Source organism: Pusillibacter faecalis, assembly GCF_018408705.1.
Classification (GTDB): Bacteria; Bacillota; Clostridia; order Oscillospirales; family Oscillospiraceae; genus Oscillibacter; species Oscillibacter faecalis.
On the sequence record NZ_AP023420.1, the window covers coordinates 2,439,170 to 2,451,306 of the forward strand.

Annotated in this window: 10 protein-coding genes; 4 read left to right on the plus strand and 6 right to left on the minus strand. The window is 58.0% G+C overall.

All coding sequences use genetic code 11. The features are described from left to right. The first annotated feature begins 72 nt into the window (after nucleotides 1–72). From KJS55_RS12150 to yqeB, 3 genes are all read left to right on the plus strand, one after another. Nucleotides 73–2,736, plus strand: a complete 2,664-nt coding sequence (locus KJS55_RS12150; protein WP_213543393.1) for a transglycosylase domain-containing protein — start codon at nucleotides 73–75, stop codon at nucleotides 2,734–2,736. A 184-nt stretch (nucleotides 2,737–2,920) separates the two neighbouring features. Next, nucleotides 2,921–3,592: a selenium cofactor biosynthesis protein YqeC gene (gene yqeC / locus KJS55_RS12155; protein WP_213543394.1), complete on the plus strand. Its 672-nt coding sequence runs from the start codon at nucleotides 2,921–2,923 to the stop codon at nucleotides 3,590–3,592. Then, nucleotides 3,580–4,377 (plus strand): selenium-dependent molybdenum cofactor biosynthesis protein YqeB, encoded by a 798-nt coding sequence (gene yqeB / locus KJS55_RS12160; RefSeq protein ID WP_213543395.1) that lies wholly within the window; start codon nucleotides 3,580–3,582, stop codon nucleotides 4,375–4,377. Before yqeC ends, yqeB begins: the two co-directional genes overlap by 13 nt. Before the next feature lie 59 nt (nucleotides 4,378–4,436). Here the strand turns inward: yqeB and KJS55_RS12165 are convergent, their stop codons facing one another. The 3 genes from KJS55_RS12165 to KJS55_RS12175 all read right to left on the minus strand — a co-directional run bounded on the left by KJS55_RS12165 (nucleotide 4,437) and on the right by KJS55_RS12175 (nucleotide 7,141). Next, a complete protein-coding gene (locus KJS55_RS12165) occupies nucleotides 4,437–5,282 on the minus strand; it encodes a MetQ/NlpA family ABC transporter substrate-binding protein (protein WP_187030411.1) in 846 nt (281 codons plus the stop codon). 88 nt (nucleotides 5,283–5,370) lie between these two features. Further along, complete coding sequence (locus tag KJS55_RS12170; protein ID WP_213543396.1) at nucleotides 5,371–6,108, minus strand: methionine ABC transporter permease; 738 nt, start codon at nucleotides 6,106–6,108, stop codon at nucleotides 5,371–5,373. Next, nucleotides 6,101–7,141: a methionine ABC transporter ATP-binding protein gene (locus tag KJS55_RS12175; protein WP_187030817.1), complete on the minus strand. Its 1,041-nt coding sequence runs from the start codon at nucleotides 7,139–7,141 to the stop codon at nucleotides 6,101–6,103. The genes KJS55_RS12170 and KJS55_RS12175 overlap by 8 nt, the downstream gene beginning before the upstream one ends. A gap of 586 nt (nucleotides 7,142–7,727) precedes the next feature. Here KJS55_RS12175 and KJS55_RS12180 point away from each other — a divergent pair. After that, on the plus strand, nucleotides 7,728–8,564 hold the full coding sequence (locus tag KJS55_RS12180) for a DUF368 domain-containing protein (protein WP_228300530.1): 837 nt from the start codon (nucleotides 7,728–7,730) through the stop codon (nucleotides 8,562–8,564). A gap of 61 nt (nucleotides 8,565–8,625) precedes the next feature. Here the strand turns inward: KJS55_RS12180 and recQ are convergent, their stop codons facing one another. The 3 genes from recQ to KJS55_RS12195 form a co-directional block, all read right to left on the minus strand. Beyond that, nucleotides 8,626–10,428, minus strand: coding sequence for a DNA helicase RecQ (gene recQ / locus KJS55_RS12185; RefSeq protein WP_187030415.1), 1,803 nt, complete (start codon nucleotides 10,426–10,428; stop codon nucleotides 8,626–8,628). A gap of 72 nt (nucleotides 10,429–10,500) precedes the next feature. After that, nucleotides 10,501–11,586: a DUF4179 domain-containing protein gene (locus KJS55_RS12190; protein WP_213543397.1), complete on the minus strand. Its 1,086-nt coding sequence runs from the start codon at nucleotides 11,584–11,586 to the stop codon at nucleotides 10,501–10,503. Then, the gene (locus tag KJS55_RS12195) at nucleotides 11,576–12,067 is read right to left on the minus strand and encodes an RNA polymerase sigma factor (RefSeq protein ID WP_187030419.1); all 492 of its coding nucleotides are present in this window, start codon (nucleotides 12,065–12,067) and stop codon (nucleotides 11,576–11,578) included. Before KJS55_RS12195 ends, KJS55_RS12190 begins: the two co-directional genes overlap by 11 nt. Nucleotides 12,068–12,137 lie beyond the last annotated feature (70 nt).

The window sequence follows — 12,137 nt, forward strand, 5'->3', positions numbered from 1 at the left end:
TAGGTGATTTGGCCCGCTGGTGGACAGGCCCGGCGGGGAGAGATGGAAGAAGTTGAAAAGGAGGTGTCTCCTATGGAACACGGAAGAAGACAGGCGGAGACGCACGCTCCTCGGCAAAAACGCCGCACTGGAAAGGGCGGGACCTGGAGCGTGGGCTTTATCTTGCTGACGATTCTGCTGGTGGGAATCTGTACTGCCGGTATCTTCGCGGCTATTTTCATGAAGTATGTGCAGAGCAATGTCATGCCCGTTGTGCAGATTCGCGCAGAGGATTACACCATGGATCAGAGCTCCTTTATCTACTACCAGGATCAGGAGTCTGGGGAGTGGGTTGAGTACCAGACCATCCATGGCGAGGTGAATCGGATTCCAGTAGAGATTGAAGACATGCCGGACGCACTGTGGCAAGCTGCCGTGGCGATTGAGGATGAGCGTTTTTTCCAGCATAATGGCGTGGACTGGTGGCGTACCGGCGGTGCGGTGGTCAACATGTTCCTGGGCATGCGCAGCACGTTCGGCGGCTCCACTCTTACCCAGCAGATGCTGAAGAATCTGACGGATGACGACAAACCCTATGTCAACCGCAAGGTGCGAGAGATTTTCCGGGCGCTGGAGTTTGAGAAAAACTACACCAAGTCGGAAATTCTGGAGCTGTACCTCAACAACATTTACTTGGGCAAGGGCTGCTACGGGGTGCAGACGGCGGCCCAGTACTATTTCGGCAAGGACGTCTCGGAACTGAGCGTGGCGGAGTGCGCCAGTCTGATTGCCATTACCAACAATCCCTCCAAGTATGGCCCCATGTATGATATCACCATTACAAGGGAGGATGGTTCTACCGTGACTCCCCGAGAGCTTAATAAGAGCAGGCAGGAACTGATCCTGAGTAAAATGGCGGAGGTTGAGGGGCCCGCTACGCTGGAGGATATTGATAATCCAGGCAGCTGGAAGACCTATCTCACAGAAGCGGAAGCTGAGGCGGCCGGAAATGAGGTTCTCCAATTTACGGATGGATCTACCTCCGCGGACAACATTGTGGCCGAGGCTACCGATGGAGCGATTGAGATCAACAACTGGTTTGTAGACCAAGTGTTCCGGGATGTGACAGCGGATCTGGCTGAGGAGATGCACATCTCCTTGGAGGAGGCAGAGAAAAAGGTCTACAGCGGCGGTTACAAGATCTACACCACCATGGACCCGGAGATCCAGGAGCTGGCAGAGTCTGTCTATGCGGATCGGGGAAATCTGAATAACCTTACCAGCCGGAATGGGCAGCCCATCCAGTCTGGTATTACAGTGATGGACCCATATACCGGTGACATTGTGGCGATTGTAGGGCAGATGGGAGAGAAGGAGAGTAATCTCCTCTGGAGTTATGCTGCGGACAAACACCAGGTGGGCTCCTCTATGAAACCGCTGACTGCCTATGCCCCGGCGATTGACAGCGGCGCGGTGACACCAGGCACCACCTTTGATGACTATCCGGTGGAGACCATGAACGGGAATTATTGGCCTAAAAACTCACCACAGCGCTACCGGGGCTTCACTTCTGTGGCGTCTGGCATTCAAAACTCCATCAATACCATTGCTGTCCAGACCTTGATGGCTGGCGGCGTGGCGGAGGCGTTTGCCTTTGCAACAGAAAAGCTGTGCTTGGACCTGGAGCCGGAGGATATGGACCGCAGCCCGCTGGGGCTGGGCGGCCTGCACCGGGGATTGAGCACCATCGAGATGGCTGCGGCCTACTCTTGCTTTGTCAATAAGGGCGTCTATAATGAGCCGCGGACGTACCTCCGGGTCGAGGATGGCGAGGGCAATATCATCCTGGAAAATGAGGGCGAGAGTCACGTGGCCATGAAAGAGACCACTGCCTATCTCATGAACAAGATGTTAAAAAATGCAGTGGCAGCTGGTACTGGTACCCAGGCCAAGTTCAGCGGCATGACCATTGCAGGTAAAACCGGTACCACCAGCGATAACTACGACCGTTACTTTGTGGGGTATACGCCGTATTATGTGGCGGCAGTTTGGACAGGTTATGAGTCTAACGCCAAGATCAGCTACTCCGGCAATCCAGCCATTACGCTCTGGAAAAAGGTCATGCAGCCGCTTCATGAGGGCTTGGCAAATAAGGACTTTGACAAACCCTCCAGTGGGTTGACCACGGTAACGCTCTGTGCGGACAGCGGTTTGCTGGCTACGGATGCCTGCCGGGCTGACGTCCGGGGGTCCAGGGCAGTTTCTGTGGAGATCGCCAGCGGTACCGCCCCCAAAGAGAAATGCACACTTCATGTGATGCGAGACTACTGCACAGAGGGCAAGTGCCTTGCGACGGAGAACTGCCCGGCGGAGTCTGTCACCCAGGCGGCGTTCCTGGATCACGAGAGGGTGGACTATGGCTCTGGCGTGGTGGCGGAGGACAACGCATATCTGCTTTCCACCATGGAGAAGGCTGTCGGCCTGCAGCCTGGCGACACGCCGGACGGCACTTTGGCGGCGTCGGGCTGTCCGGTTCACACGGAGGGACAGGAAATCATAGACCCGGACAATCCAACGACGGACCCAGACCAACCTGACACTGGCCCTCAGGACCCCAGTGATCCCACCAATCCGCCCCCGGATGAGGGAACCACACCTCCGGAAGGCGGAACCACGACGCCGACAGAACCAGGAGAACCAACGACGCCTGACACTGGAGGAACTACAGGAGATAATTGGTGGAGCATGCTCGGATGAGAGTAAAAAGAGAACCTGCCACCCGGCAGGTTCTCTTTCTTTGCGCGGAGAAAACCACGCAGGCTGACGGTTGTGATTTTACGCACCGGACCAGTTTTTTTCCATAGCCTGAGGGCGAAGCGGCGCACCTCTTTTCTTGACGCGGTTGGATTCCGGTGTTATGCTGAAAAAAGGAGGTGGTTGAATGCGGCTGGCAGCGCAACTGAGAATTTTCACCGGTGTCACCGCAGTGATCGGCAGCGGCGGGAAAACCATGTTGCTGCGGACGCTGGGAGAGGAGCTGGCGGCCTCTGGCCGGGTGCTGCTGTGCACCACTACCAAAATATTTCCCTTCCCCGGCCTGCCCTGCGCCCGGACAGCGGCAGAACTGGACCAACAGCGGCGGAGCCACCGCCTTATGTGCGCCGGAAGCCCTGTAGCGGACGCAGGGAAATTAACAGCTCCATCTGTACCGCTGGAAATGCTTACAGCATGGTTTGACTATATACTCGTAGAGGCTGACGGAGCGGCTGGCCGTCCGTTAAAAGCCCATGCACCTCACGAGCCGGTGATACCGCCGGAGGCAGGGAGGATTATCTGCGTAGTGGGAGCAGCTGGCTTTGGGCTCCCTATTGCAGAGGCCGCTCATCGGCCCGAGCTCTATGCACGGCTGGCCGGTGTCCAGCCCTGGACGCCAGCTACTCCGGAGACTGTGGCAGCAGTTTTGAAGGCAGAGAGGCTGTATCAGACCCTTTATATCAATCAGGTGGAGACAGCGGAGACACGGGCAGCGGCCCTGGCACTGGCGGCACAGCTGGAAGGACCTGTGCTGGCAGGGAGCTTGCAGAAGGAGGCGTATTTTACATGCTCGTGTTGATTCGCGGCGCCGGGGATATCGCAACGGGTATCGCTCTGCGGCTTTGGCGGAGTCATATCCAGGTAATTATGACGGACTTGGCGCAGCCCACGGCGATCCGCCGGACAGTGGCTTTTTCTCAGGCCATTCTGGCTGGTGATGGAATAGAGGTGGAGGGTGTGACGGGGGCTCCGGCGGATACGCCGTCCCACGCACGGGAATTGCTGGCGGAGGGAATCATTCCGGTACTAGCAGACCCAGAGGGCCGGTGCATCCCCATACTTCGACCGGATGCGGTTGTAGATGCGATCTTGGCCAAGCGCAACCTGGGCACCTGCATCACGGATGCCCCAGTGGTGGTGGGAGTGGGACCGGGGTTTACCGCCGGTCAGGACTGCCATGCGGTGATAGAGACCATGCGGGGGCACACACTTGGACGGGTCATTTATCATGGAAGCGCTCTACCCAATACAGGTATTCCGGGACTGGTGGGCGGTTTTGCTGGAGAGAGGGTCCTCCGCGCTCCGGCGGCGGGATATTTCCATCCCTTGCTGGAAATCGGCGCACAAGTCCGGCAGGGAGACACGGCTGCCACAGTGGCGGGAGTGCCCATGCTCTGCACCCTGGACGGTATTCTGAGGGGGATTCTTCCAGAGGGGACGCCAGTGTATGCGGGGATGAAGGCGGGAGATATTGATCCCCGGTGCCGCCTGGAGCACTGCTTCACCGCCAGCGACAAGGCTTTGGCGGTTGGCGGAGGTGTTTTAGAGGCTATTCTCCATCTCGGCGGTATGTTGAAAATGTGAAAAAGACTCCCCCGACGGATTCTATCCGCCGGGGGAGTCTTCTGTGATCTGAAAGCGGCTTAGAACGCAGGGATGACAGCGCCGCCGTAGGTCTCCTCAATGTAGGTGCGGATGGTGTCGGAGTGCAGAGCCTCGATCAGGGCCAGAACAGCGGGGGCTTCCTCGTTGCCCTCCTTGACCACCAGAACATTCACATAGGGGGAGTCAGCGGACTCCAGTACCAGAGCATCCTCCGTGGGGTTCAGGCCAGCACCCAGAGCATAGTTGGAGTTGATCACCGCCAGGTCCACGTCCGCCAGACTGCTGGGGATCTGAGCAGCTTCCATCTCTACAAATTCCAGATTCTTGGGATTCTCCACAATGTCGTTGGGTGTAGAGGAGAGATTGGTGCTGTCAGCCAGCTTGATCAAGCCTTGCGTTTCCAGCAACAGCAAAGCGCGGCCCTCATTGGTAGCGTCACTGGGGACAGCAATCGTGGCGCCGTCAGCTAGCTCCTCCAGGGAGGCGGTTTTGCCTGCATAAACGCCCATAGGCTCAATGTGGACGGCGGCCACATTCACCAGGTGCGTGCCACGGGTGGCATTGAAATCATCCAGATAGGGGATGTGCTGGAAGTAGTTGGCGTCCTCGTCGCCGTCCTCCACAGCGGTGTTGGGGATCACATAGTCGCTGTACTCGTTGACTACCAGATCAATTCCCTGCTCCTTCAGAATGGGAACGCACTGCTTGAGAATCTCAGCGTGGGGAGTGGGAGAAGCGGCCACAGTCAGCGTAACAGTCTCCGCGGCGTCTGCGTCGCTGCTGGTATCATCATCGGTGGTGTTCGCGCCGCCATCGCCGCCGCAGGCTGTAAGAGAAAGGGACAAGGACAGAGCCAGCAGCAGGGCCAGTAATTTTTTGTTCATGATTCTTTTCCTCCAATATGGTTTTTGAATGGTTATTTCAAACGCTTGCCGGAATTCCAAAGAGACAGGCGATGAAAACGGTAAGAATTTACTTAATGTGGGTAAAGCGGAAGAGCATCTCATGAGGAGCAAAGCTCTTGTGCGTCTGGTTCAACCGCTTGTCAATGCGCTTGGCAAAGTTGTTGAAAACCACCTGGATGATTTGGACAAAGATAATCAGAAAGACCACCGTCACCCACATCACAGAGGTGATGCCCCGCTGATGGCCATAGCGGATGGCAATGTCGCCCAAACCGCCGGCGCCCACAGTGCCGGCAATGGCGGTGTAGGCTAAGATGGAAACAATAGAAATGGCGCCGCCCAGCACCAGGGAGGGCATGGCTTCCGGCAGGTAGACTTTCCGGACGATTTGGAACGTGGAGGCGCCCATAGACTGGGCAGCCTCGATCACACCGGCGTCCACCTCGCTCAGGGAGGTCTCCACCATGCGGGCGATGAAGGGGGCCGCAGATACGACCAGAGGTACAATGGCGCCTTTCACGCCCACAGCGGTTCCCGCCACCATACGGGTGAAGGGCAGAATTGCCACCAGCAAAATGATAAAGGGGAGAGAACGTCCTACATTGACGATCCAATCCAGCACCCGGTAGAGTCCCCGATGCGGCCGGATGCCATGGGGCTGCGTCAGAATCAGTGCCACCCCCAGGGGCAGGCCGAAAAGATAGGCAAATACCGTGGAGATACCGGTCATCAGCAGGGTGTCTCCAATGCCTTCCATTAAAACATTGCCGTATTCGGCCCAGAAAGCCGTGATGGTCTCACCCATGATACTCTACCTCCTCTGCGGAAACGTTGGGCTGGGAACGGATATAGGAGAGGGCTTTGGCGGCGTCGTTGGGGTCGTCGGGCAGCCCCAGCAGCATGGTGCCGAAAGCCTTGCCGTCAATTTCCCGGGTGTCGGCACCCAGAATGTTGACTTTGATGCCGCAGTCGATTGCCAAGGAGGCAATCAAGGGCTGATATGCGGTACCGCCGTTAAAAGCCACTCGCACCGCGCGGGTTCCCGTTGGATATTGTTCTAGGCTCACACCACCGGGATAGACCAGACGTCGGGCAGCATCCGTATGGGGATTGGAGAAAATATCCTCCACTTTGCCCTGCTCCGCCACCACGCCGCCGTCTAAAATGGCGACCCGGGAGCAAATCTCCTCGATCACGCTCATCTGGTGGGTGATGACCACCACCGTGACGCCCAACTTCTGGTTGAGGTCCTTCAAAAGGTCCAGAATGGAAGCGGTGGTGGTGGGGTCTAAGGCGGAAGTCGCCTCGTCGCACAGCAACACCTTGGGATCTGTGGCCAGCGCACGGGCAATGGCGATACGCTGTTTTTGCCCGCCGGAGAGCTGGGCTGGATAGGCGTTTGCCTTTTCCAGCAGTCCCACCAGCTCCAATAGCTCCATGGCCCGCTGCCGGGCTTTCGCAGCAGGAACGCCGCTAATCTCCATGGGGAAGCAGATATTTTTGAGGCACGTGCGCTGCATCAGCAGGTTGAAGCTCTGAAAGATCATGGTGATCTTTCGGCGGGCCAGCCGCAGCTCCCGCTCGCTGATGCACCGGAGTTTTCCCTCGGCTCCGTCTGGTTCCATCCACACAAATTTTTGACCGTCCACAATCACGGTGCCGGAGGTGGGGCACTCCAAAAGGTTCATGCACCGTACCAGGGTGGACTTGCCTGCGCCGGAAAGGCCAATGATTCCGAAAATTTCGCCCTGCTGAATATCCAGATTGATATCATCCAGCGCGTGAACCGCGCTGTCGCCGGAGCCAAAAGTCTTGAACAGATGCTGAATTTGAATGATCGGCTCACCCACAGTATCAAAGCTCCTTTTATGAATGAATTTTAGCAACAAAAAAGCCCTTGAAGCAAAGCCTCAAGGACGGACGCTGTATACGCCGTGGTACCACCTTGGTTCGCACGCCTTCTCACAAAGGCGGCCTTTGGGAGTGCCAACACACTCCTGCGCTGTGACGTGCGCTCACGTCGCGGCCTATGCCTTTGCAGTCAACCGCGCAACTCCAAGACCATGTTCAACAAGCCCTTCTGTGCCCCGTTCCACCTATGGAGGCTCTCTGTAACAGTCCTGCCTGCCTACTCTTCTCTTCATCGTCTTTTCTGTATCAAGTTTTCTGTTATCTGCATTTTAGTTTACACGTTATCGCTTTTTCTGTCAACTGATAAAATCTACAGAGAAATGCGCGGCAACTTGGATATACCTTGTGTGAAGTATACAACAACATCCTCGGATAACCGGCCGTGCGGCTTGTAGAAGCCAGCTCTGACTGAAGTTTAGAAAAATTTACATTTGCAGCGCGGTATCGGATTGAAAGCCGAAGGTAAAACTGCTATCATAGATACAGTACCTGGAAAGAGAAAGGAAGCGGGTTATGAGGTCTCCGCGGAATCAAAACATGATCCTGCGCTGGCTGCGGGATTTTCTGTGCGGTGTGTTGATCGGGGCCGGCGCGATTTTGCCCGGTGTGTCCGGCGGTGTGTTGGCGGTGGTTTTTGACATCTATCGCCCGTTTATGGAGGTGCTGACCCGTCCAAGAACCGCCGTTCCAAAGTACTGGAAGATGTTTGTCCCGATTGTACTGGGTTGGTGCGCGGGTTTTTTAGGGTTTGCCAAGGGAATTTCAGCAGCCTTCTGCCTCTCCAGTACTGTAACCACCTGGCTTTTCATCGGCTTGATTGTGGGGACCCTGCCCTCTCTCTTTCGCGAGGCGGGCAGGGAGGGGCGCTCCGCCTCCTCCTGGATCAGCCTGCTTCTTTGCGCCGCCCTGATGTTCGGGGGGCTTTTCTATGTGAGCCATGTGGCGGAGGTGTCTGTGACGCCGAATTTTTGGTGGTATAATTTTTGCGGCGTCCTGTGGGGAATGAGCGTGGTGATTCCTGGAATGACTTCCTCCTCTGTAATGATGGCGCTGGGATTATATCAGCCCATGTTGGACGGGCTGGCCAATCTGGATCTACTGGTGCTCTCCGCCAGTCTTCCAGGAATGGGGCTGGCGATTATTTTGCTGGCGCGGCTGATGAGCTGGTTCTTCCGGACACACTATTCCGTGGCGTTTCACGGCATTTTGGGAATTGTGCTGGCCTCCACCCTGGTGATTATTCCCATGGAATATAAGGGAGGCGAAGTTCTCACATCTATCCTGTGCTGCGGGGGCGGCTTTTTACTGGCCTATCTGCTGGCCAAGCTGGACCGGAGAATTCAAACCTGAGAGAAGGAAGAGGAGCGCCTGGTGGGTCTATCCATCAGGCGCTCTTTGACATGAGGAAAGACTAGCGGCTGAAGCGGTCGATCTCCGCCAGAAAGGCTTTGCCATAACGGGCGGCTTTGGCGTCACCTACGCCGCTTACGGCACGGAATTCCTCTATGGTCTGAGGCCAGGCCACCGCAAGCTCCCGCAGGGTCTTGTCAGAAAACACCACATAGGCGGGCACGCCCTGACGGCGGGCGACGGAGGCGCGCAGCACCCGCAGGCGGCTGAAGAGCTCCGACTGCCGATCATCCAGCTCTTCAGGGGGTCTGCGCTTGGCGAAAGAGGATTCCTCTCGAGCGACCCGCATGAGCAGAGGGGTATCCGCACTGAGCGGCTTCCCGAGGAGCACCACCGGATAGGGTCCGGAGGAGAGCTGCAAAGTCCCCGTGTCCAACAAGAAGCGGATGCGCTCCCGCACCTGAACCTGGGTGAGGTCCTTCAAAAGGCCGTAGGAGGGCTCCCGCTCCATGTGGAACTTGCGGATTTTTTCCGTGTCCGCGCCGCAAAGCGTTTCTGCCACGACGCCGACACCGAAGTGCTGGCCCAGTTCGGCCACGCAGCGCACGATGATCTGCGCCTCCCGGCTGACGTCCACCTCCTCGAAGTTGTGCAGACAGTTGTAGCACGCGCCGCAGTAGTCCGATGCGAATTCCCCGAAATACTGCAAAAGATACTGCCGCAGGCACCGCTGGGTGCGGCAGTAGGCCGTCATCCGCCGCAGCCGCTGCAAATCCCGCTCCCGTAGCAGCTCCGCGGTCTTGGCGTCCAGCTCCTCACGGGGTTCGCCATGGGTGATGAGAAACTCGCCCGTCCGCACATCTTGGCCGCTGAAGAGCAGAATGCAGCTGGAGGGCAGGCCGTCCCGGCCGGCACGACCTGCCTCCTGATAGTAGCTCTCCAAATCTTTTGGCATGTTGTAGTGGATCACATACCGGACATCGGACTTGTCAATGCCCATACCAAAGGCATTGGTGGACACCATGACCAGCGCGCGGTCATAGAGAAAGTCCTCCTGATTCCTCTGGCGCTCTTCCGGTTCCAGCCCCGCGTGGTACCGGGTGGCGGAGACGCCCCGCTCTCGGAGCAGGGCACAGACCTCCTCCACGGCCTTTCGGGTGGAGCAGTAGACGATGCCGCATTTCCCTGGACGGCTCCGGACCAGCTCCAGCAGGGCGGCGCGCTTGTCCGATGGCTGGCGAACTTCGAAATACAGGTTTTCCCGGTTGAAGCCGGTGGTGATTCGCAGCGGATTCCGGAGGGAGAGCAGGCGGGCGATGTCCTCTTGAACCTCCGGCGTGGCAGTGGCCGTGAAGGCGCCCACAGGCGGACGCCGCAGTAACCCCTCCACAAAGGCGGGAATGTTCAGGTAGGAAGGGCGGAAGTCCTGGCCCCACTGGGAGATGCAGTGGGCCTCGTCTACCGCCACCAGGGAGATGTCCGCGGCCTGGGCAAAGGACTGGAAGCCCTCCGTCTCCAGCCGCTCCGGGGCGACATAAATGATCTTGTACCGCCCCGCTCTGGCCCGCTCCAGGGCCAGCAGATACTGTTTGAAGGTTAGCGTGCTGTTGAGATATGCCGCTGGTACACCCATTTGAACCAGCTGTGTCACCTGATCCCGCATGAGGGACACCAGCGGCGAGATCACCAGCGTGATTCCCGGCAGCAGCAGGGCCGGGATTTGGTAGCATACGGATTTCCCGGCTCCGGTGGGCATGATGCCCATGGCATCCCGTCCGGACAGTAGCGCGTCGATCACCGGCTCCTGTCCGCCGCGAAAGGCGTCGTAGCCAAAATAGGTTTTCAGGGCTTCCTCTTTGGTCATGGTTTCCTTCCTTTCTGTTAACAAGGACCATTGTACCACAGATTCCGCCGTCTTGGGACAAAGATTTTCTGTTTACGCCTCCTGAGGTTCCCAGGGGATCACTAGGTCTCCGAACCGGACAGAGACCACTTGATCTAGCAGGATCGGGGCTTCTGCGCCGTAGGAAAGGTAGTTTTCTCCAGCGTGAAGATGAGAGGGGTCATAGATGTGGGCACCGCCCTCCGGTATCAGGGAAACCTCGCTGCCGTCTTCCAGGATCACTGTTGGGAAGGGGAGGTCCAGCCCCCCAGTGACGGGTTCCGTGACGTACCAGAGCCTGGCCCCCAGGGGGCGCAGGGTGAAGGTCAGAAGCTCTCCGGTTTGGGGTAATTCACCGCTGAGGGCGGCGTTGCCCACTAGCGTATAACCCTCCAGGTCCATGGTGATACTGCGGCCGTCACAGGGCAGGGCAAAGGCCATAGACCAGTTTCCGGGGACTAGGATTTCCGCCCCGTTAGGGCCGTAGGAGGTTGAGTCCACCAAGTTTTCCAGGCGCAGGGTACAGGGCACGGTGCCCTCTGCTGGGAGGGACAGGGGAGCATAGGTGTCCCGCTCGATCCGCAGGAGAAACCGCTCTGGTCCCCCCAGCTGAGATTCCTCCTCCAGCCAATGGAGGGAAGTGGAGCTGCCTGCAAAATCCTCCCAGCCGTCCGCGTCCATTTCCACGTCCAGGGTGTCAAAAGTCATGGTCTCCGGGTTTACGTATTCTGGCAGGTCCATGATCAGATAGAAGAAAAAGTGATTCCCATCGCCGTAGGCCTCCTCTAGAGTCACCGTCACCCCGTTGTCAGCAACGCACCTGCCTGGCAGGGCCGTGTCCTGCTGGATGACCGTCTCCTGATCCAGCGTCAGTCCACCACTGCGCTGGTGGAGGTAGCCCAGGATTCCGGACAGGGCCCCCGATGCAGCCAGCGCGGACACGGACAGCAGCACTGCTGCTGCAGCCGCCAGCAAGAGCACCTTGCGGGGCCTGTGCCGCCGCTGAGCAGAACGGGGCAGGGTTCCAGAGCGGATTTCCCCGCAGATCCGATTGATCCGATCCTCATAAATCTGTGGAACCGGCAAGCGTTCTTCACGAGCCATATTCCGCAAACGCAAATCCAACTGCTCATTCACCATGATTCACCTCCAGCATCCTCCGAAGCTTCTCCCGGGCCCGGCTCAGCCGAGTCCGCACCGCCCCCGGCGAGACTCCTGTGACCCGGCTGATCGCCTCGGTGGGAAGGTCCTCGTAGTAGAACAGTACCACCGCCTCCCGCTGCTCCTGAGGCAGCCGCTCTACCGCCCGCCATAGTGTGTCGTCCAGGTTCGGGCCCGGCACGGCGGCATCCTCCATCAGATGTTCCAGGGGCACCATCCGGCTCCGGTGACGGCAGAGAGCATAGGCCTCATTCCGGGTGATCTTGAGAATCCACGGCTGAAATTTTTTCCGGTCCCGCAGCTGGGGGAACTTTTCATAGGCCCGGCACACTGCCTCCGCCGCTGCCTCGGCGGCGTCCTCCGGGTTTGCTGTGATGCTGAGTGCCAGCCGGTACAGACTGGTCCTGCATCGCTGAATCTCCTCGCAGAACCAGGTACGGTCCCGCTCCTGAATCTCCATGGCCTCACCTGCTTTCTGTCTGTATGATGCCGCGGGAGGAAAAATTGTTACCAGTACACAGAAATTTTTC

Coding starts and splice junctions, on each gene's coding strand:
- recQ (WP_187030415.1), bottom strand. CDS start 10,428: ATGACCAAAGAGGAAGCCCTGAAAACCTATTTTGGCTACGACGCCTTT.
- yqeC (WP_213543394.1), top strand. CDS start 2,921: ATGCGGCTGGCAGCGCAACTGAGAATTTTCACCGGTGTCACCGCAGTG.
- yqeB (WP_213543395.1), top strand. CDS start 3,580: ATGCTCGTGTTGATTCGCGGCGCCGGGGATATCGCAACGGGTATCGCT.
- KJS55_RS12170 (WP_213543396.1), bottom strand. CDS start 6,108: ATGGGTGAGACCATCACGGCTTTCTGGGCCGAATACGGCAATGTTTTA.
- KJS55_RS12195 (WP_187030419.1), bottom strand. CDS start 12,067: ATGGAGATTCAGGAGCGGGACCGTACCTGGTTCTGCGAGGAGATTCAG.
- KJS55_RS12180 (WP_228300530.1), top strand. CDS start 7,728: ATGAGGTCTCCGCGGAATCAAAACATGATCCTGCGCTGGCTGCGGGAT.
- KJS55_RS12150 (WP_213543393.1), top strand. CDS start 73: ATGGAACACGGAAGAAGACAGGCGGAGACGCACGCTCCTCGGCAAAAA.
- KJS55_RS12165 (WP_187030411.1), bottom strand. CDS start 5,282: ATGAACAAAAAATTACTGGCCCTGCTGCTGGCTCTGTCCTTGTCCCTT.
- KJS55_RS12190 (WP_213543397.1), bottom strand. CDS start 11,586: ATGGTGAATGAGCAGTTGGATTTGCGTTTGCGGAATATGGCTCGTGAA.